Genomic DNA, 20,376 nt, shown 5'->3' on the forward strand with positions numbered 1-20,376 from the left:
GTCGGATCATGAAGAACCTGAAAATCGCCACCTTCAACGTCAACGGCATGTGCGCCCGCTTGCCGAATCTACTGGCTTGGCTTGCGCGGGAGCAGCCAGACATCGCCTGTTTGCAAGAACTCAAATCGGTAGACGGCGCATTCCCTGTCGCCGAACTGGAGGCGGCCGGGTATGGCGCCGTCTGGCGCGGCCAGGTGTCATGGAACGGGGTGGCGATTCTGGCGCGCGATGCGCAGCCGTTGGAGAGCCGGCGCGGTTTGCCGGGTGATGACAGCGATACCCATAGCCGCTACATCGAGGCTGCTGTGCACGGGGTTCTGGTGGGTTGTCTGTACCTGCCCAATGGCAACCCGCAGCCAGGGCCGAAGTTCGATTACAAACTAGCGTGGTTCGAGCGGCTGATCTCGCACGCCAAGGACCTCCAGAGCAGCGACCATCCGGTGGTGCTGGCCGGCGATTACAACGTGGTGCCCACCGATCTGGACATCTACAACCCGCGCTCCTGGCTCAAGGATGCGCTGCTGCAACCCGAGAGTCGCGCGTGTTTTCAGCGGTTGCTGGATCAGGGGTGGACCGATTCCCTGCGTCATCTGTATCCGGAGGAGCGGATCTACACCTTCTGGGATTATTTCCGGCAGCACTGGCAGAAAAACTCGGGGTTGCGCATCGATCATCTGTTGCTCAACCCGGCACTGAGCCCTTACCTGCAAGAGGCGGGCGTCGATGCCTGGGTTCGCAACGAACCTCATGCCAGCGATCATGCGCCGACATGGATTCGATTGGGTTCGCGCAAGCGGCGATAGGCTTGGCGTGTGCGGCGATTGGCTAAATCAATTGTCAGTCCGACCGCGTTATCCCTTATACATGGCGCCCATCGGCGGAGCGATCCGCGGACCTCTGCATAAAGGATTGAGCGATGAGTGAGACACGACTGACTAATCTTGCGCTGTACCTGCAACGCCTGGGTTTCGATGCGCCCCCGGCGCCGACCCTGGAAACCCTGCGCCAACTGCAACTGCGCCACACCGGTGCCTTCCCGTTTGAAAACCTCACCACGTTATTGGGCGAACCGGTGCTCATCGATCTGCCGTCCATCGAGCAGAAAGTCCTGCACGACGGTCGCGGTGGTTACTGCTACGAACTCAACAACCTGTTCCTGGCCTTGCTTCAGACATTGGGTTTCGACGCACGTGGGATCACCGGTCGCGTGGTCATGGGTCAGCCCGAAGGTGCATGGACCGCCCGAACGCACCGCTTGAGTCTGGTAACCCTCGACGGCGTGCGCTACATCACTGACGTCGGCTTCGGCGGCATGGTGCCCACCGCACCGCTGATGCTGGATACCGAAGCCGAGCAGTTCACCCCTCACGAACCCTATCGCATCGAACCGCACGCCGACGGCTATACCCTGCGTGCCAACGTCGGCGGTGAATGGCGGGCGATATACATCTTCGATCTGCAACGTCAGGAAGACATCGATTACACCCTCGGCAACTGGTACGTCTCGACCCATCCCGAATCGTCCTTCGTGAAACAACTGATGGTGGCGCGGACGGGGGAGGGATGGCGACGCACATTGATTAACGGCAGCTTTACCATTCATCGCATGGGCAGCGACAGCGAACGGCGGCAGGTGGCGGATGTGGATGAGTTGATCGGGTTACTGGAAAGTGAATTCGGGATTCGAGTGCCAGCGCAGGAAGTGTTGAAGCGGGTGCTGGAGCGGTTGATTGAGGCTGTGTCGCTGGCAAATTAAGCTCCACGCAAAGGGGCGAATTTTATCAATTCGCCCCTTTTTCTTTTGCTGACCAGGCATGGGTGTTTTGTGCCTAGGAACGAACTTCAAGCTCCATCACGTGATGGATTTCGCTGAGGGCTTCTGACAATTTTTTCTCCAGGCTTTTCAGCTCGGAGGCGGTGATGCCTTTCTTCAAATGCCCGACATTTACACCGGCAGTGTTCTGATCGGGCTTCGCCGCTTTGCCTTTATCGCTTAACAATGCCTGGCGCAAGGTGTTGTTGATCACCGTCTGATAGCCATACCCCTCGCTTTCTGCCAGCGCGCGCGCGGTCTCTATGACGACATCATCGAGCATGATGGTGATTCGGGTCTTGCCCTTGCTGGAGGCAATCGCTCCACGCTTGGCGTTGCTGAAGTCGTATTCATCTTTCATCGGTCAAGCCTCCATATAGTGGCGACGCTCGTTTTTGGTGGCGATGCGCGCGGAAATGATTCGCACGAAATTCGGGTCGCGGTAGGTGTACGCAACGACCAGCAAGCGACCTTTGGCATCCAGCCCCATGATGATCCAGCGTTGCTCATCGTGGTGGTTGTCCTGAAACGTAAGGGCTCGTTCGTCATAAAACACAGGTTCTGTCTCGGCGAGACCGACACCTTGATGCTTCAGTTTGTTGGCCGCGTTCTTTGCCTTGTGATACTGAATTTCGAATGGCTTCATTATGCATACTTTATATGTATAAGCGAGAGGCGGCCGTGCCGACGGTCGCTTGGAAAGCAAAAGATTAGCGGTGGGGGAGGGAAAGGGGAGGGAGGATGTATTTCAAGAGTTTTTTAGGCTGGGGGCACTACGGATAAAGGGCAACGTGAACATCTGTCCATAATCTGACTGGTTAGTTGTATACAACTCTATAGACATTTGTTCTGACTATTGAATACAGTGTGCGCACAACAAAAACCAGGGAACCCCCCAACCATGAAAACGCCCCATGTTTCACAACAACGGCCTGAGGATGAGAATCTCGGGATCGGCGCGAATATGGCTTACGGCCTGCAACACGTTCTGACCATGTATGGCGGTATCGTCGCGGTGCCTTTGATCATCGGCCAGGCGGCCGGGCTTTCGCCGGCGGACATCGGATTGTTGATTGCCGCTTCATTGTTTGCAGGGGGGTTGGCGACGTTGCTGCAAACCCTGGGTTTGCCGTTTTTCGGTTGTCAGTTGCCGCTGGTACAGGGTGTGTCGTTCTCTGGCGTTGCGACCATGGTGGCGATTGTCAGCAGTGGTGGGGAGGGTGGCTTTCAGTCGATTCTCGGGGCGGTGATTGCCGCGTCGCTGATCGGCTTGCTGATCACGCCGGTGTTCTCACGAATCACCAAGTTCTTTCCGCCGCTGGTGACGGGCATTGTGATCACCACTATCGGCCTGACGCTGATGCCGGTGGCCGCACGCTGGGCCATGGGCGGCAACAGCCATGCCCCAGACTTCGGCAGCATGGCAAACATCGGCCTGGCGGCGGTGACGCTGGTGCTGGTGCTGTTACTCAGCAAGATCGGCAGTGCGACCATCTCCCGTTTATCGATCCTGCTGGCCATGGTCATCGGCACAGTCATCGCCGTGTTCCTCGGCATGGCGGATTTCTCGTCCGTCACCCAAGGCCCGATGTTCGGCTTCCCGGCACCGTTCCATTTCGGCATGCCGACCTTCCACTTCGCCGCGATCCTGTCGATGTGCATTGTGATCATGGTGACCCTGGTAGAAACGTCGGCCGATATCTTGGCGGTCGGTGAAATCATCGGCACCAAAGTCGACTCCAAACGCCTGGGCAACGGCCTGCGCGCCGACATGCTGTCGAGCATGATCGCGCCGATCTTCGGTTCTTTCACCCAGAGCGCTTTCGCCCAGAACGTCGGGCTGGTGGCGGTAACCGGGATCAAGAGCCGTTTCGTGGTGGCCACCGGCGGCGTGTTCCTGGTGGTGCTCGGATTGCTGCCGTTCATGGGGCGGGTCATCGCCGCCGTGCCGACCTCCGTCCTCGGCGGTGCCGGCATCGTGCTGTTCGGCACTGTCGCCGCCAGCGGCATTCGGACGCTGTCCAAGGTTGACTATCGCAACAACGTCAACCTGATCATCGTCGCCACCTCCATCGGTTTCGGCATGATCCCCATCGCTGCACCGAACTTCTACGACCACTTCCCTAGCTGGTTCGCGACGATCTTCCACTCGGGCATCAGCTCCTCGGCGATCATGGCCATCGTGCTGAACCTGGCCTTCAACCACCTCACCGCCGGCAACTCGGATCAACAATCGGTATTCGCGGCCGGTACTGAGCGCGTGCTGCGTTATCAGGATCTGGCGGCATTGCGGGAAGGGGATTACTTCAGCGAAGGTAAGCTGCGTGACTGCGACGGGAATGAGATTCCGGTGGTGGAGGCAGAGCATGGGCATGCCGAGCCGCGGGCGGCGCATGCGAAAAGCGGTGAGCATGTTTGAGTGGGGGTGACCGATCCAGATGTCAGTCAGGTTGACACTCGCTCCACTCATGATTGAGAATTGAATTCGAGGTCTGCAATTGCGCATCCTTGGGCTTGGCCTCCAGCATTGGCCCCCCATCTTGTTGGCAGCAGAGAAGCTGGCTCCCTCTGAAGTAGTGACGACTGGCATGCCGGTCGGATTCTGAACCCAAGGTCATTCGTGGCCAGGAGCTAAAGAATCGCTGCGACTACTCCTCGAAATATTCAAAAGGCGTCCTCTGGGGCGCCTTTTTTATTGCATTGCTTTTTACTTTCTTGAGCCTGGTTTGGCAACGGTGCCAACCAAGGTGCCTTCGGCGCCTTTTGGGGTACCAGGTCACGACGTAATAACCGAACCCTCGACGCTCGTTCCTTGGTTCTAGAATGAGCGAGCCGGTGGGATTCTTAAGGACGGCAACTCTGTGGTCTCCGCGCATATCTTTGAATTCGCAGTAGATGGGAGCGCCAGGCACGATCATTTTGGCTATGTGAATGGCGACATCATCGATGGTGTGGCAGCCATATTTTGCCAGATCAAGCTTGTGGGCTTCCCATACATGTCTAACACCGAACCCTCTGTTTATTCCTTTGTGTATTCCAACTCTCAGGAATATTTCACCTCCCCGTAAATCGAACTTGGGCATGTGGGCAGGGTGCCAAAGCTCAAGGAGCCTGAGGGGTGAGGGACAAGGACATTCTCCTTGAGTTTGAGTAACTCTGACACGCGAACAATCCAGGCTATCGGCAGGCGAAAGGCGCTATTCATAACGCACAAATTCGTCGCCTCACAGTCCGCATTTGGCCATCATGGATGTGGCTGCTGGCGCTCTAGCCCAACGTTTTCGAGGGGTAAGAGGATGGCTTGAAACTCGGCTACGGAAATTCAGGAAACTTCCTACTCTGTCAGGCCAAAATTCAAAGGGTCTCGTCTTTTCATTAGGCACAAAAAAGCCCCTGAACCTTTCGATTCAGGGGCTTTTCAATTTTGCTGTCTGGCTCCACGACCTGGACTCGAACCAGGGACCCAGTGATTAACAGTCACTTGCTCTACCAACTGAGCTATCGCGGAATGGCGCCTATGTTACTGATTCAAAAAGAGAAGTCAAGCCTCTGTTGGCAGTTTGATGTTTTCATCGGATCAGAGGGGGGTTATCGGCCATTGACGGTTACCAGAATCGCGGTAGAGGTCTACCATGGTCGCCCGGAAGTGGTGACACACGCTGCCGGCCCTCAGCCGAAAAGGTATGCGTCATGAATCACCCAACCCTCACACCTCAAAACAGCGGGGTGTTCGCATGAGCATCGCTCAGATCAGCCTGCCCAAAGGCGTTGGCCCGCATGCCGAGAAACTGTTCGACGCAATCACTCAGGCCAGCACCGCTGATGAATTGAACCGGGCGGGCGGCAAGGCCGAAGGTTTTGTTTTGGGCCTGGAAAGCACCAAGGCGATCAAAAGCCAGGTGGCCGAGTCGCTTTATGTGGCCTATGACGACGCGGCCAGCCAGCGTGCAACCGAATTGGCTTAACCGCCGAAGGTAATGGTGCCGAGCATCAGCTTGGCGTACAGCATCGTGGCGGCCAGTTGCACCAGCCACAAGGCCAGGCCGCCAAGGAACACGCCCGCAGCCACTTGCAGCACCAGGTTATTACCGCGTTTGGCCGAAGAGCGGGGCACGAAGTGGTCCAGCTCGTCGCGGTCGGCGCGTAGGTCATCGTTTTTCATGTGGGTTCTCAAGAATTCTCGGGTGTACATAAAACCTGTGGGAGCGAGCCTGCTCGCGATGGCGGCGGCACATCTTGTATCTATGTGACAGAAAGACCGCTATCGCGAGCAGGCTCGCTCCCACATTTAATTTGTGTGGAGTTTAAAGGGCGCAGCTGCTGCTTTGAGATTTATCTGCGGCCAATAAAAACGGGAAGCCCTATGGCTTCCCGTTTTCATATCACGCAACCACTCAGATCACCGCAACGATGGCCTTGGTCACGGCGTCGATGTTGCTCTGGTTCAGCGCGGCAACGCAGATACGGCCGGTGTCCAGGGCGTAGATGCCGAACTCGCTGCGCAGACGGGTTACCTGCTCAACCGTCAGGCCGGAGTAGGAGAACATGCCGCGCTGGCGACCAACGAAGCTGAAATCGCGCTGTGGAGCGTTTTTCGCCAGCAGATCGACCATCTGGGTGCGCATGCCGCGAATCCGCAGGCGCATTTCTGCCAGTTCTTCTTCCCACTGGGCACGCAGTACCGGGCTGTTCAGCACAGCGGCGACGATGCTTGCACCGTGGGTCGGCGGGTTGGAGTAGTTGGTGCGGATCACGCGTTTGACTTGCGACAGCACGCGCGCGCTTTCTTCTTTCGATTCGCTGACGATCGACAGGGCGCCAACGCGCTCGCCGTACAGCGAGAAGGATTTGGAGAACGAGCTCGAGACGAAGAAGGTCAGGTCCGATTCAGCAAACAGGCGCACGGCAGCTGCGTCTTCATCGATACCGTCGCCAAAGCCCTGGTAGGCCATGTCGAGGAACGGTACGTGACCTTTGGCCTTGACCACTTCCAGCACATTTTTCCAGTCCGCCGGGCTCAAGTCCACGCCGGTCGGGTTGTGGCAGCAAGCGTGCAGCACAACGATGGAGCCGGACGGCAGGGCGTTCAGGTCTTCGAGCAGGCCTGCACGGTTAACGTCGTGGGTGGCGGCGTCGTAGTAGCGATAGTTCTGCACCGGGAAGCCGGCGGTTTCGAACAGTGCGCGGTGGTTTTCCCAGCTCGGGTCGCTGATCGCCACGACGGCGTTCGGCAGCAGTTGCTTGAGGAAGTCAGCACCGATCTTCAGCGCGCCAGTACCGCCGACAGCTTGGGTGGTGATGACCCGGCCAGCGGCGATCAGCGGCGAGTCATTGCCGAACAGCAGTTTCTGCACGGCCTGGTCGTAGGCGGCGATGCCGTCGATCGGCAAGTAGCCACGGGAAACGTGTTGAGCGGCGCGAATCGTCTCGGCTTCGACAACGGCGCGCAGGAGTGGAATTCGCCCCTCCTCGTCGCAGTAAACACCGACCCCCAGGTTGACCTTGTTGGTACGGGTATCGGCATTGAATGCTTCGTTGAGGCCCAGGATTGGATCGCGTGGTGCCATTTCGACAGCGGAGAACAGGCTCATTATTGCGGCGGCTCTGAATGGAGTGTGGAGGGACGTGTCGCGCTCCAGCCGAATGCACTAGAGCGGTGCACAAACGGGGAGCTAGTATAGAGGCCATCAGCGATTGATGGCGACAGGCGATTCGGCTTTTACGGTAAGTTTTTCGAATTATTTTTCGATCGTGGGTCGAGTGGTGTCGCCAAAGGTTTTACCCGATGTAGGACGTTTGCCTTGAAAGCGATGGCAATCGGCTCCACATTGAGCACAATCCAGTTTTTTCCTCGGGCGACATCGGTCGTTTGTGGTCTTTTTCGTTCGTGCCCGGTCAGCCGTGCAGATGCGAACCCAGAGGTAGTTATGTCTGAATTCCAGCTAGTCACCCGCTTCGAGCCCGCCGGCGATCAGCCGGAAGCCATCCGCCTGATGGTCGAGGGCATTGAGGCCGGGCTGGCGCACCAGACATTGCTCGGTGTGACCGGCTCGGGCAAGACCTTCAGCATCGCCAACGTGATCGCCCAGATACAGCGCCCGACGCTGGTGCTGGCGCCCAACAAGACCCTGGCCGCGCAGTTGTATGGTGAATTCAAGGCGTTCTTCCCCAACAACGCCGTTGAATACTTCGTGTCCTATTACGACTACTACCAGCCCGAAGCCTATGTGCCGTCGTCCGACACCTTCATCGAGAAGGATGCCTCGATCAACGACCACATCGAGCAGATGCGCCTGTCCGCCACCAAAGCGCTGCTGGAGCGCAAGGACGCGATCATTGTCACCACGGTGTCGTGCATCTACGGTCTGGGCAGTCCGGAAACCTATTTGAAGATGGTGTTGCACGTCGATCGCGGCGACAAGCTCGACCAGCGCGCGCTGCTGCGTCGCCTGGCCGACCTGCAATACACCCGCAACGATATGGACTTCGCCCGGGCGACCTTTCGGGTGCGTGGCGATGTGATCGATATCCACCCGGCGGAATCCGATTTCGAAGCGATCCGCATCGAGCTGTTCGATGACGAAGTGGAGAGCCTGTCCGCCTTCGACCCGCTGACCGGTGAGGTCATCCGCAAACTGCCACGTTTCACCTTCTATCCGAAGAGCCACTACGTGACGCCGCGGGAAACCCTGCTGGAGGCCACCGAAGGGATCAAGGTCGAATTGCAGGAGCGCCTGGAATACCTGCGTTCCAATAACAAACTGGTGGAAGCCCAGCGACTGGAGCAACGCACCCGTTTCGACCTGGAGATGATCCTCGAGCTGGGCTATTGCAACGGCATCGAAAACTATTCGCGCTACCTCTCGGGCCGTGAATCCGGCCAGGCGCCGCCCACTTTGTTCGACTACCTACCGGCTGACGCCTTGCTGGTGATCGACGAATCCCACGTCAGCGTGCCGCAAGTCGGCGCCATGTATAAAGGTGACCGTTCGCGTAAAGAGACGCTGGTCGAATACGGCTTCCGTCTGCCGTCGGCGCTGGACAACCGGCCGATGCGTTTCGACGAGTTCGAAAGCATCAGCCCGCAGACGATTTTTGTCTCGGCCACGCCGGGCAATTACGAGGCGGAACATGCTGGCCGCGTGGTCGAGCAATTGGTGCGACCGACTGGCCTGGTGGACCCGCAAATCGAAATCCGTCCGGCGTTGACTCAGGTCGACGATTTGCTCTCGGAAATCACCAAACGCGTAGCCCTGGAAGAGCGGGTGCTGGTCACCACGCTGACCAAGCGCATGTCCGAAGACTTGACTGATTACCTGGCCGACCATGGCGTGCGCGTGCGTTATCTGCACTCGGACATCGACACCGTGGAGCGGGTCGAAATTATCCGTGACTTGCGTCTCGGCGTCTTCGATGTGCTGGTGGGGATCAACCTGCTGCGTGAAGGCCTGGACATGCCGGAAGTTTCGCTGGTGGCGATTCTCGATGCCGACAAGGAAGGCTTCCTGCGTTCTGAGCGCTCGCTGATTCAGACCATCGGCCGGGCGGCGCGTAACCTCAATGGGCGGGCGATTTTGTATGCGGATCGCATCACCGGCTCCATGGAGCGGGCGATCGGCGAAACCGAGCGTCGTCGCGACAAGCAGATCGCCTTCAACCTGGCCAATGGCATCACGCCGAAGGGTGTGTTCAAGGACGTTGCCGACATCATGGAAGGCGCGGTCGTGCCGGGTTCGCGCAGCAAGAAGCGCAAAGGCATGGCCAAGGCTGCCGAGGAAAGTGCCAAGTACGAGGCCGAACTGCGCTCGCCGAGCGAGATCAGCAAACGCATTCGTCAGCTGGAAGAGAAGATGTACCAGCTCGCCCGCGACCTGGAATTCGAAGCCGCGGCGCAGCTGCGCGACGAAATCGGCAAGTTGCGGGAGCGGTTGATCGCGGTTTGAGATGTGCAGTGAATGGGCGGGCCTCATCGCGGGCAAGCCCGCTCCCACAAGGATTGAGGGTATTCACACAATATGTGGCCACCTACAGACCCTGTGGGAGCGGGCTTGCCCGCGATGAGGCCCGTCGGAACACTACAAATATCAATTGCGCGCTTCCCTGGCCTTCAGCCCTGCCTGCAACCCCTGGTAGGTAACACAGCCACTAAGCTGATCCCCCAATGCAATATTGCTTATATGCCCTGCTGACTGGAGCCGGGCGGCTATCGCCTGTTACCATTCGCCTCTTGTTTGATCTTCGCTTTTATTCTTTTCGAGACATGCCATGACCACCGTCCGCACTCGCATCGCGCCATCGCCTACCGGGGACCCCCACGTAGGTACCGCTTACATCGCTTTGTTCAACTACTGCTTTGCCAAGCAGCATGGCGGTGAGTTCATCCTGCGGATCGAAGACACCGACCAACTGCGTTCGACCCGCGAGTCCGAACAGCAGATTTTCGACGCCCTGCGCTGGTTGGGTATCGACTGGAGCGAAGGCCCGGATGTCGGCGGCCCGCACGGTCCTTACCGTCAAAGCGAGCGCGGCGATATCTATCAGAAGTATTGCCAGCAATTGGTCGACTTGGGTCATGCCTTCCCGTGCTTCTGCACCGCCGAAGAACTGGACCAGATGCGCGCCGAGCAAATGGCCCGCGGCGAAACCCCGCGTTACGACGGCCGTGCGCTGTTGCTGTCCGAGGAAGAAGTCGCGCGCCGCCTGGCTGCCGGCGAGCCACACGTCATCCGCATGAAAGTGCCGACCGAAGGCGTGTGCGTGGTGCCTGACATGCTGCGTGGCGACGTCGAGATCCCGTGGGATCGCATGGACATGCAAGTGCTGATGAAGACCGACGGCCTGCCGACGTACTTCCTGGCCAACGTGGTCGATGACCACCTGATGGGTATCACCCATGTTCTGCGCGGTGAAGAATGGCTGCCATCGGCGCCGAAACTGATCCTCTTGTACGAATACTTCGGCTGGGAACAACCGCAGCTGTGCTACATGCCGCTGCTGCGTAACCCGGACAAGAGCAAGCTGTCCAAGCGCAAGAACCCGACCTCGGTGACCTTCTACGAGCGCATGGGCTTCATGCCGGAAGCAATGCTCAACTACCTGGGCCGCATGGGCTGGTCGATGCCGGACGAGCGCGAGAAGTTCTCCCTGCAGGAAATGGTCGATAACTTCGACCTGAGCCGCGTCTCCCTCGGCGGGCCGATTTTCGACATCGAGAAGCTGTCGTGGCTCAACGGCCAATGGTTGCGTGACCTGCCGGTGGAAGAGTTCGCCGCTCGTCTGCAAAAGTGGGCACTGAACCCTGAATACATGATGAAGATCGCGCCGCACGTGCAGGGTCGGGTTGAAACCTTTAGCCAGGTCGCACCGCTGGCCGGCTTCTTCTTCGCCGGTGGCGTGAACCCGGACGCCAAGCTGTTCGAATCCAAGAAACTCTCGGGCGATCAGGTTCGTCAGTTGATGCAGTTGATCCTGTGGAAGCTGGAAAGCCTGCGTCAGTGGGAGAAGGACAGCATCACCGCAACGATTCAGGCGGTGGTCGAATCCCTGGAGTTGAAGCTGCGTGATGCCATGCCGCTGATGTTCGCCGCGATCACGGGGCAGGCCAGCTCGGTGTCGGTGCTCGACGCGATGGAAATCCTCGGTCCGGACCTGACCCGTTTCCGTCTGCGCCAGGCTATCGACCTGCTGGGCGGCGTGTCGAAGAAGGAAAACAAGGAGTGGGAAAAACTCCTGGGCGCTATCGCTTAAGGCTGTTTAACCTTGTGTAGGAGCTGCCGAAGGCTGCGATCTTTTGATCTTGCTCTTCGGCGCCACCCCCGTTTTTCGGGGGGAGGGCGGTAAGTGATTGTTATGTGGGCAAAAAATTTTGGAAATTGTTAAAAATAAGTTTGACAGCCTTCCGATGCGCCATTAAGATTCGCCCCGTCCTCAGCGATGAGGGGCTATAGCTCAGCTGGGAGAGCGCTTGCATGGCATGCAAGAGGTCGACGGTTCGATCCCGTCTAGCTCCACCAATTTACACTTCAAGGTCTGGCCACACCGGCCTTGAAGCGATCAACACTCAGCGTTGATCAGTTGTATAGAAGGGTTTGCGTCCCCTTCGTCTAGTGGCCTAGGACACCGCCCTTTCACGGCGGTAACAGGGGTTCGAGTCCCCTAGGGGACGCCAGTTTTACAGAAGCGATGTTGCAAGATGTCGCTCCGCCGCGAGGCGAAAAATCCGGGGCTATAGCTCAGCTGGGAGAGCGCTTGCATGGCATGCAAGAGGTCGACGGTTCGATCCCGTCTAGCTCCACCAATTTTACAGTTCAAGGTCTGGCCACACCGGCCTTGAATCGATCAGCTCTCAGCACTGATCAGTTGTATAGAAGGGTTTGTGTCCCCTTCGTCTAGTGGCCTAGGACACCGCCCTTTCACGGCGGTAACAGGGGTTCGAGTCCCCTAGGGGACGCCACGATTACCCGCTCTGCGGGATTTTTAAGGGTCATTCAATTATTGAATGGCCCTTTTGTTTGTCTGGCGTTTGGCCAACTCTCCTTTTTCCTCAAAACTGTTCTTCAGACCAGCGGTCACATTCACGACTTGCGGAAAATTATTATGAGAATAATATTCTAGTCGTAATATTCGGAGGCAACGATGAACGATAAAAAAGCTCAAACCCGCAAACGCATCCTCAAGGCTGCCAGTGCCGCGCTGATCCAGCGCGGCCCGGCCGAGCCGAGCGTGGGTGAAGTGATGGGCGCGGCAGGCCTAACGGTCGGCGGCTTCTACGCGCACTTCGAAAGCAAGGACGCATTGATGCTGGAGGCGTTCAAGCTGCTGCTCAGCCATCGTCGTGGCTTGATTGCTGACATGGATGCCCAGTTGACCGGCGAAGAGCGTCGCGCGTTGGTCGCGGCGTTCTACCTGTCGCGCAAACACCGTGATTCCACCGAGCAGGCATGTCCGATTCCGGCGTCGGTCGGCGAGCTGGGCCGTCTGCCGGACGAGTTTCGTGTGGCGTTGAATGAACATGTCGAGTTGATGGTCGCGCAGTTGGCGGCCAGCCCGGAAGAGGCTGACAAAGCCTTGGCCGACATGGCCTTGATGGTCGGTGGTTTGGCTCTGGCACGGGCGCTGGGGCCAGGAGAGTTGTCCGATCGATTGCTGCGCGCCGCCAAGTCGGCGGTGCTATGACCTAAAGGCGTCAGCCTGAGGAGATGGGCGATGAACACGTTGAGCTGGGTTCGTGGCGTTAATGGCACCTTGGGCTGGTTCGCGCCGAAGCTGGTGGCGAGCAAGATGCGTCTGGCATTCATGACCCCGCGGCAATTGCTGCCGCGTGATTGGGAGTTGCCGCTACTGGCGAAATCCGAACGAATCACTTTGCGCTTCGGCCTCTCGGCGCTGCGCTGGGGCCAGGGGCCGGCAGTGTTGTTGATGCACGGCTGGGAAGGCCGGCCAACGCAGTTTGCTGCGCTGATCACGGCGCTGGTCGATGCCGGTTACACCGTGGTTGCCCTGGACGGCCCGGCACACGGTCGTTCGCCAGGTCGTGAGGCTAATGTGGTGCTGTTCGCTCGGGCCATGCTCGAAGCGGCCGCTGAATTGCCGCCGCTGCAAGCGGTGATCGGTCACTCCATGGGCGGCGCCAGTGCCATGCTCGCAGTTCAGTTGGGCTTGCGCACCGAAACCTTGGTCTCGATCGCCGCCCCGGCGCGAATTCTCGGGGTACTGCGTGGGTTCGCACGCTATGTGCGCCTGCCGCCCAAAGCGCGTTCGGCGTTTATTCGCCAGGTCGAGAAAGACGTCGGTATGCGCGCCGCTGCGCTGGATGTTGCGCGCTATCAGCTCGACATGCCGGGGCTGATCGTCCATGCCGTGGACGACAACTTTGTCCCGGTCAAGGAATCCCAGTTGATCCACGAAGCCTGGTTCGACAGCCGTCTGTTACGCCTGGAAGAGGGTGGGCATCAGCGGGTGCTGGCGGATCCGCGGGTGATCGAAGGCGTTCTCTCGCTGCTGGCCGGTCGCAGCCTGCAATCGCGCCAATCGGCCTGAGCTTCCGTTACACTGCCCCTGTCGAAATAATCTGACCGGGAGTGGGGCATGGGCTGGGATCGGGCAACGCCGTTTATCATTGATCTGGAAGTGGCCGCCGAGGACATCGACGGGCTGGGCCACGCGAACAACGCGGTGTACGTGACCTGGCTCGAGCGCTGCGCCTGGCGCCACTCGCAACGGCTTGGGCTGGATCTGGTCGAGTACCGGCGGCTGGATCGGGCGATGGCGGTGGTACGGCACGAGATCGACTATCTGGCGGCGGCCTATGAGGGCGATGAGTTGCAGTTGGCGACCTGGATCGTCGATTGGGACCAGCGCCTGAAAATGACCCGACACTTTCAATTGAAGCGCCTCAGCGACAACACGACGTTACTGCGGGCACAAACCACTTTCGTGTGCATCGAACTATCGACCGGCAAGCCCAAGCGCATGCCGGCGGAGTTTATCGAGGGCTATGGCCCGGCGTTGCAAATACAAAATCTGGATACAACCCAAATCTAATGTGGGAGCGAGCCTGCTCGCGATTCAGGCGGCGCGGTTTATCAAGTACACAGCGTCATCGTTCATCGCGAGCAGGCTCGCTCCCACAAGGGATCTGCGATGTTCTGCAGATTTTCCGCGCAATCCAGTAAACTGCCGCACGTTTTTCGTTGAGTGTGTTTTTCATGCAAATTGCTTTGGCGCCCATGGAGGGGTTGGTCGACAATATCCTGCGGGACGTGCTGACCCGTGTGGGCGGTATTGATTGGTGCGTGACCGAATTCATTCGGATCAACGATCAACTGCTCACGCCTGCCTATTATCACAAGTTCGGCCCGGAACTGCTGACCGACGCCCGAACCGCCTCCGGCGTGCCGCTGCGAGTGCAACTGCTCGGCTCCGATCCGGTGTGCCTGGCGGAAAACGCTGCACTGGCCTGCGAGCTGGGTTCCGAGGTCATCGACCTGAACTTCGGCTGCCCGGCCAAGACCGTCAACAAATCCCGTGGCGGCGCGGTGCTGCTCAAAGAGCCTGAGCTGCTTAACCAAATCGTCGAACATGTCCGTCGTGCGGTGCCAGCGCACATTCCAGTGACTGCCAAGATGCGCCTCGGTTTTGACAGCCCGGACGGTGCGCTGGTTTGCGCCACGGCCCTGGCCGAAGGCGGCGCGGCGCATATCGTGGTTCACGCACGGACCAAGACCGATGGCTACAAGCCGCCAGCTCACTGGGAGTGGATCCCTCGGGTGCAGGACGTGGTCAAGGTGCCGGTGTTTGCCAACGGCGACATCTGGAGCGTTGAGGACTGGCGTCGTTGCCGCGAGATCAGCGGCGTCGAAGACATCATGCTCGGTCGTGGTCTGGTATCGCGCCCGGATCTGGCCAGGCAGATCGCCGCCGCCCGTGCCGGTGAAGAGGTCGTCGAGATGACCTGGGCCGAGCTGCTGCCGCTGATTCAGGACTTCTGGCTGCAAGCCAAGGCGCAGATGACGCCACGCCAATCGCCGGGTCGCTTGAAGCAGTGGCTGGCGATGCTGACCCGTAATTATCCCGAAGCGGTAGAGCTGTTCACCGTCCTGCGTCGTGAGACCGAACTGGATAATGTCTCGCGTTTATTGGGTCTGCAGGTGTCTGAAGCGGCCTGAAAAAATCTTGAAATAATCTCTTGAAAAGCAATCAGCGGTCCTTATCTAAGGATTACGCGATGCCGAATTCGGGTCGCGGAGACAAAAAAACTTGCTGATTATGTTCAGGAGATTTGAATCATGAGTACTGCATTTTCCCTGGCCCCACTGTTCCGTTCCTCGGTAGGTTTCGACCGTTTCAACGATCTGTTCGAAACCGCCCTGCGCAATGAGCCAGGCAGCACCTATCCACCCTACAACGTTGAAAAATACGGTGATGATCAATACCGCATTGTCGTAGCGGCCGCCGGTTTCCAGGAAGAAGACCTGGACCTGCAAGTGGAGAAAGGTGTGCTGACCATCAGTGGCGGCAAACGTGACGCGGACGAAAGCGTCACTTACCTGTACCAAGGCATCGCTCAGCGCGCCTTCAAACTGTCGTTCCGTCTGGCGGACCATATTGAAATCAAGGCCGCCGAACTGCGCAACGGTTTGTTGAGCATCGACCTGCTGCGCGTGATTCCGGAAGAGGCGAAAGCCAAACGCATCCCGATCAACGGGACGCAGAAGCCAGCTCTGCAACGCTGAGTCAGAGCAAAAAAAAGGGCGCCATCCACTGGCGCCCTTTTTTGTGCCTGTGTCCGACTCATTTGAGGAGTTTCTGAAACTCCTCAACCGGCAGCGGCCGACTGTGCAAATACCCTTGATACAAATGACAGCCCAGCCCCTGCAAAAACTCCAGCTGCTCCAGGGTTTCCACCCCTTCGGCGATGACTTCCAGCTCCAGGCTGCGCGCCATGGCGACGATGGCGCGAATGATTTCGGCATCGTTGGGGTCGGTGGTGGCGTCGCGGATGAACGATTGATCGATTTTCAGGGTGTCCACCGGCAGGCGCTTGAGGTAGGTCAGCGAGGAATAACCGGTACCAAAATCGTCCATCGCAAAGCTCACACCGAGTTTTTTCAGGCGCCGCATTTTGCTGATGGTGTCGTCCAGGTTCTGGATGACGATGCCTTCGGTGATTTCCAGTTTCAGCAACGAGCAGGGCAGGCCGTAGCTGCCGAGGCTGTGTTCGATGCGTTCGACGAAATCGGTCTGGCGAAATTGCCGTGGGCTGATATTCACGCACAGGCTGAAATCGAGCGGGTCGATCAGGCCTTTGGCGATCAGATGTTTGAAGGCCGCGCAGGCTTCATCGAGGATCCACGTGCCGACTTCCAGAATCAGCCCGCTGTCTTCCAGCACCTTGATGAACTCGGTGGGCGATTGCGCGCCCAGCTGCGGATGGTGCCAGCGCACCAAGGCTTCGGCGCCGGTAATGCGGTTGTTTCGGGCGTCCACCTGAGGTTGGTACTGCACGCTGAACTCACCCCGGGAAAGGGCCAGGCGCAGATCGGTTTCCATGCGCAGGCGTTCGCTGGCGGCCTTTTGCATGGTGTTGTGATACATCTGCGTGGTGTTGCGGCCCGAGTCCTTGGCGCGGTAAAGGGCGATATCGGCGCGTTTGAGCAGGTCGGTCGGAGTCGAGCCGTGGTCGGGGATCAGCGCGATGCCGATGCTCGGGGTCACTTGCAGGCGCTGTCCGTCGAGGAACATCGGTTCGGACAGCAGTTCGCGCAAGGTGTCCGCCAACTCCCGGACCTGAACGCTGACGTCGCTGCGCGAGCCTTCCAGACCGCTGAGCAACACCACGAATTCGTCACCGCCCAGGCGCGCGACGGTGTCCTCCATGCGCACGCTGGCTTCAAGGCGCGCGGTGATGATCTTCAGCACCGTATCGCCCACCGGGTGACCGAGGGAGTCGTTGATGTGCTTGAAGTGATCGAGGTCGAGGAACATCAGCGCGCCGCGAAGGTTGTGGCGTTTGAGCAGGGCGATCTGCTGGCTCAGGCGATCCATCAACAGGGCGCGGTTAGGCAGGTTGGTCAGCGGGTCGTGGTAGGCCAGGTGACGGATCTGCGCTTCAGCGTTTTTCAGCAAGCTGACGTCCCGGGCGGTCAGCAGCAGGCACGCCGTTTCGTTGAGGGTGATCGGCTCCACCGAGACTTCGACGGTCAACAACTCGCCGCGTTTGTTGCGCCCGAGCATTTCCTGATGGTGAACCCGGCCCTTGATCTGTAGTTCCGCCAGCAACGCCGAGCGTTGTTTCTCTTCGGCCCAGATGCCCACCTGATACACCGTGCGGCCGACCACTTCATCGGCGCGGTAGCCAGTCAGGCGACAGAAACCATCGTTAACTTCCAGGTAGCGTCCGGTGTCGCGCTCGGTAATGGTGATGGCGTCGGGGCTTGAGTGGAAGGCCTTGGCGAACTTCTCCTCGCTGGCCTTGAGCGCCGCTTCCGAGCGTTGCTGCTGGGTGATGTCGCGCAGGGTGGTGACGATGCACGGTTGGTCGCCGACGCTGATCTGCCGGCTCGATATCACGCAGGTCAGGGACTGTCCGTCCTTGTGCTGGACGATGATCGCCACATTGTTCAGGCCCTGTTCGCGGATGACCCGCTCGATCCTTTGCAGGCTTTTCGCCGAAGCGTCCCACAGGCCGATTTCGTCGGCGCTGCGGCCAATCACGTCGACGGTGCTCCAGCCGAACGTTTGAGTGAAGCTGGAGTTGATCTCGATGAAGTGACCGGTGTCCTGGCGCGTAACGCAGATCGGGTCCGGGCTGACCTGGAACAAGGTGGCGAATTTCTCTTCCGACGCCACCAGTTGCTGTTCGCGCTCTACCTGATCAGTGATGTCCAGCAGCGTGCCGGCCATGCGCAGCGGGTTGCCCTGTTCATCGCGGTAGAGTCTGGCGCGGCTTTCCAGGTAGCGCGAGCTGCCATCCGTTAGCTGCACGCGATAAGTCAGCTGGTAATTGCCGGCCGGGCCTTCGCGCAAGCTGCGGTAGGCATCGCGCATGGTGCCGCGTTCTTCGTCGGGAACGCCTTCGAAAAAAGCATCGAAGGATTCATGGAAGGGTTTGGGCTCTAGCCCATGCAACTGGGCGGCCCGTGCCGAGCCGTAAAGCATGCCGCTGGGAATGTGCCAGTCCCAGGTGCCGAGTTGCGCTGAGTCCAGGGCCAGGTCGAGGCGTTCCTGGCTGTCTTTGAGGGCGTGCTCGGCAATTTTACGTTCGGTGGTGTCGAGGAACGTGCTCAGCAGATAAGGCTGACCTTCGAGTTCGACCTTTTGCGCGCTGAGGATGCCGTCGTGAACCTGCCCATTGCTGGCGCGAAACTGCACCTCCATGTTGATAAGCTCGCCTTTGGCTTTAGTGGCCTTGACCAGTTGCACCCGTTGTTCCGGATTGACCCAAAGGCCCAGTTCCAGCGTAGTTCGGCCGATGGCGTCTTGCACCGGCCAGCCGAACAGGCTTTCGAAGTACTGGTTGGCTTCGCTGATCAGGCCGTCTTCCTGACGGGTCAGCAGGACCATGTTCGGGCACAGGTGAAACAGCGTGGCGAAGCGTTTTTCCGAGCTGCTCAGCGCCTGTTCGCGCTGGCGCTGATGGGTGATTTCACGAATGACCCCGATCATGCGCGGCCGGCCGTTTTTGTCCGGCAGCAGGCTGCCGTTGATCTCCAGCCAATGCAGACTGCCATCGGGCCAGCGGATGCGATGATGCATGGCCTGTTCCAGCGGGGCGCCGGCGATCACTGCATTGAAGGCGCGGATGGCTTTCGCCCGATCCTCCTGGGGCAGCAGGTCGAGGTATTCCAGGTCCTCGGGCAACGGTTGCCGGGGATCGAAGCCGAACAACGCCTGAGTCCCCCGGGACCAACTGATTTGCCCCCGCTCGATGTCCCAATACCAGGCGCCTAGCCGAGCGCCGTTAAGGGCCGCCAGCAACTGCGGGGCGCTTTCCCAGCTCTGCTCGGACCGTTTGGGGTCAAGTGCCTGAATTCGCGGCATCGGCGGCATACGTTCAACAGATTTGGGCATGGATAACAGGCCTTGGGCTGAATTGGGCGTTAGGCACAGGGTTTTGGGGCTCTATAGGCGTAGCACAAAAAGAAGTAGCACAGCTTAGCCGCGAGTCCCTGGCTGATCGATTTGTGCATCCAGCAAGGCCATAAAGGCCCGTGCCGCGTTCGACAGCGTCCGTTCGGTGTGCAGGATATAGCCTAGCTGGCGAGTGAGCTGTATGCCCGGCAAAGGTATGCGCGCCACTTGATCGTCCAGCATGGTGCGCGGCAAAACGCTCCAGGCGAGGCCGATCGAGACCATCATTTTTATGGTTTCCAGATAATTCGTGCTCATGGCGATGTTCGGCGTCAGGCCCTGGGCCTCGAACAGGCGCTGCACGATGTGGTGGGTAAAGGTGTTGCCACCGGGGAAAACCGCGGGGTGCAGGGCAATATCCGCCAGGCTGACCGGGCCGTTAGCGATCAGCGAATGCTCCGGGGCGACCACGAAATCCAGCGGGTCGTCCCACACGGGCGTGGCCTTGACCAGTGCGTGGGGCTCCGGTGCAAGAGTGATTACCGCCAGCTCGGCGCGGCCATGGAGGATTTCTTCGTAAGCCACTTCCGAATCGAGGAACTGAATATCCAGCGCCACTTGTGGGTAACGTCGAGTGAACTCCCTTAACAAGGGTGGTAAACGGTGCAGGCCAATGTGATGACTGGTGGCCAATGTCAGACGACCGGTGACTTCGCCGGTCAGGTTGGTCAGGGCGCGGCGGGTGTCATCCAGCACATTGAGAATCTGATAGGCCCGTGGCAGCAGGGCGCGACCGGCTTCGGTCAGGCTGACTTCCCGGCCCAGACGATCGAACAGCCGCACCTTCAATTGCTGCTCCAGCCCGGCGATGCGCTTGCTAATGGCGGGTTGCGTCAGGTGTAGCCGTTCGCCAGCGCCGGAGAAGCTTCCGGTCTCGGCAATCGCGATAAAAGCATTGAGGTTGGCGAGGTCCATGATGATGTCTCGGTGGC

At 59.0% G+C, this 20,376-nt stretch carries 17 protein-coding genes and 5 tRNA genes; 15 read left to right on the plus strand and 7 right to left on the minus strand.

The annotated features are described in order from the left end of the window. The first annotated feature begins 8 nt into the window (after nucleotides 1–8). Nucleotides 9–803 carry an exodeoxyribonuclease III gene (locus tag PMI30_RS23275; RefSeq protein WP_008007173.1) on the plus strand — a complete coding sequence of 265 codons (795 nt, stop codon included), beginning with the start codon at nucleotides 9–11 and terminating at the stop codon, nucleotides 801–803. A 113-nt stretch (nucleotides 804–916) separates the two neighbouring features. Continuing rightward, a complete protein-coding gene (locus PMI30_RS23270) occupies nucleotides 917–1,756 on the plus strand; it encodes an arylamine N-acetyltransferase family protein (protein ID WP_008007175.1) in 840 nt (279 codons plus the stop codon). 73 nt (nucleotides 1,757–1,829) lie between these two features. Here the strand turns inward: PMI30_RS23270 and PMI30_RS23265 are convergent, their stop codons facing one another. Together PMI30_RS23265 and PMI30_RS23260 are read right to left on the minus strand one after the other, a co-directional pair. Beyond that, nucleotides 1,830–2,174 carry a BrnA antitoxin family protein gene (locus PMI30_RS23265; RefSeq protein ID WP_008007177.1) on the minus strand — a complete coding sequence of 115 codons (345 nt, stop codon included), beginning with the start codon at nucleotides 2,172–2,174 and terminating at the stop codon, nucleotides 1,830–1,832. Between the two features lie 3 nt (nucleotides 2,175–2,177). After that, nucleotides 2,178–2,459: a BrnT family toxin gene (locus PMI30_RS23260; protein WP_008007179.1), complete on the minus strand. Its 282-nt coding sequence runs from the start codon at nucleotides 2,457–2,459 to the stop codon at nucleotides 2,178–2,180. 255 nt (nucleotides 2,460–2,714) lie between these two features. Here PMI30_RS23260 and PMI30_RS23255 point away from each other — a divergent pair, with 255 nt between their 5' ends. Further along, nucleotides 2,715–4,232 (plus strand): nucleobase:cation symporter-2 family protein, encoded by a 1,518-nt coding sequence (locus tag PMI30_RS23255; protein WP_008007182.1) that lies wholly within the window; start codon nucleotides 2,715–2,717, stop codon nucleotides 4,230–4,232. A gap of 1,013 nt (nucleotides 4,233–5,245) precedes the next feature. On the opposite strand, the gene PMI30_RS23250 is transcribed toward PMI30_RS23255, so the two are convergent. Then, a tRNA-Asn gene (locus PMI30_RS23250) sits at nucleotides 5,246–5,321 on the minus strand. Between the two features lie 226 nt (nucleotides 5,322–5,547). On the opposite strand from PMI30_RS23250, the gene PMI30_RS23245 reads away from it, so the two are divergent. Continuing rightward, nucleotides 5,548–5,778 carry a hypothetical protein gene (locus PMI30_RS23245; protein WP_008007186.1) on the plus strand — a complete coding sequence of 77 codons (231 nt, stop codon included), beginning with the start codon at nucleotides 5,548–5,550 and terminating at the stop codon, nucleotides 5,776–5,778. On the opposite strand, the gene PMI30_RS23240 is transcribed toward PMI30_RS23245, so the two are convergent. Further along, nucleotides 5,775–5,975: a hypothetical protein gene (locus tag PMI30_RS23240; RefSeq protein WP_007935214.1), complete on the minus strand. Its 201-nt coding sequence runs from the start codon at nucleotides 5,973–5,975 to the stop codon at nucleotides 5,775–5,777. The two genes, PMI30_RS23245 and PMI30_RS23240, sit on opposite strands and share 4 nt — an antisense overlap. 232 nt (nucleotides 5,976–6,207) lie before the next feature. After that, on the minus strand, nucleotides 6,208–7,404 hold the full coding sequence (locus PMI30_RS23235) for an amino acid aminotransferase (RefSeq protein WP_008007188.1): 1,197 nt from the start codon (nucleotides 7,402–7,404) through the stop codon (nucleotides 6,208–6,210). A gap of 336 nt (nucleotides 7,405–7,740) precedes the next feature. On the opposite strand from PMI30_RS23235, the gene uvrB reads away from it, so the two are divergent. The 11 genes from uvrB to PMI30_RS23180 all read left to right on the plus strand — a co-directional run bounded on the left by uvrB (nucleotide 7,741) and on the right by PMI30_RS23180 (nucleotide 16,047). After that, entirely contained in the window at nucleotides 7,741–9,756 is a 2,016-nt protein-coding gene (gene uvrB / locus PMI30_RS23230; protein ID WP_008007189.1) for an excinuclease ABC subunit UvrB, read from the plus strand. A gap of 322 nt (nucleotides 9,757–10,078) precedes the next feature. After that, a complete protein-coding gene (gene gltX / locus PMI30_RS23225; RefSeq protein ID WP_008007190.1) occupies nucleotides 10,079–11,560 on the plus strand; it encodes a glutamate--tRNA ligase in 1,482 nt (493 codons plus the stop codon). Between the two features lie 190 nt (nucleotides 11,561–11,750). Continuing rightward, nucleotides 11,751–11,826: transfer RNA gene (locus PMI30_RS23220), tRNA-Ala, on the plus strand. Nucleotides 11,827–11,905: 79 nt separating this feature from the next. Then, a tRNA-Glu gene (locus PMI30_RS23215) sits at nucleotides 11,906–11,981 on the plus strand. A gap of 53 nt (nucleotides 11,982–12,034) precedes the next feature. Further along, a tRNA-Ala gene (locus PMI30_RS23210) sits at nucleotides 12,035–12,110 on the plus strand. A gap of 80 nt (nucleotides 12,111–12,190) precedes the next feature. Then, a tRNA-Glu gene (locus PMI30_RS23205) sits at nucleotides 12,191–12,266 on the plus strand. Nucleotides 12,267–12,448: 182 nt separating this feature from the next. Then, complete coding sequence (locus PMI30_RS23200; protein WP_008007191.1) at nucleotides 12,449–12,988, plus strand: TetR/AcrR family transcriptional regulator; 540 nt, start codon at nucleotides 12,449–12,451, stop codon at nucleotides 12,986–12,988. A gap of 30 nt (nucleotides 12,989–13,018) precedes the next feature. Beyond that, nucleotides 13,019–13,852, plus strand: a complete 834-nt coding sequence (locus PMI30_RS23195; protein ID WP_008007192.1) for an alpha/beta fold hydrolase — start codon at nucleotides 13,019–13,021, stop codon at nucleotides 13,850–13,852. A 48-nt stretch (nucleotides 13,853–13,900) separates the two neighbouring features. Beyond that, nucleotides 13,901–14,356 (plus strand): acyl-CoA thioesterase, encoded by a 456-nt coding sequence (locus PMI30_RS23190; RefSeq protein ID WP_008007193.1) that lies wholly within the window; start codon nucleotides 13,901–13,903, stop codon nucleotides 14,354–14,356. Between the two features lie 164 nt (nucleotides 14,357–14,520). After that, on the plus strand, nucleotides 14,521–15,480 hold the full coding sequence (locus PMI30_RS23185) for a tRNA dihydrouridine synthase (protein ID WP_008007194.1): 960 nt from the start codon (nucleotides 14,521–14,523) through the stop codon (nucleotides 15,478–15,480). Nucleotides 15,481–15,600: 120 nt separating this feature from the next. Beyond that, on the plus strand, nucleotides 15,601–16,047 hold the full coding sequence (locus tag PMI30_RS23180) for an Hsp20 family protein (RefSeq protein WP_008007195.1): 447 nt from the start codon (nucleotides 15,601–15,603) through the stop codon (nucleotides 16,045–16,047). A 58-nt stretch (nucleotides 16,048–16,105) separates the two neighbouring features. Here the strand turns inward: PMI30_RS23180 and PMI30_RS23175 are convergent, their stop codons facing one another. Continuing rightward, nucleotides 16,106–19,384 (minus strand): PAS domain S-box protein, encoded by a 3,279-nt coding sequence (locus PMI30_RS23175; RefSeq protein ID WP_008007196.1) that lies wholly within the window; start codon nucleotides 19,382–19,384, stop codon nucleotides 16,106–16,108. A gap of 84 nt (nucleotides 19,385–19,468) precedes the next feature. Continuing rightward, entirely contained in the window at nucleotides 19,469–20,359 is an 891-nt protein-coding gene (locus PMI30_RS23170; protein ID WP_008007197.1) for a LysR family transcriptional regulator, read from the minus strand. Between the last annotated feature and the right edge of the window lie 17 nt (nucleotides 20,360–20,376).

It is taken from the genome of Pseudomonas sp. GM50, assembly GCF_000282375.1.
Lineage (GTDB): Bacteria > Pseudomonadota > Gammaproteobacteria > Pseudomonadales > Pseudomonadaceae > Aquipseudomonas.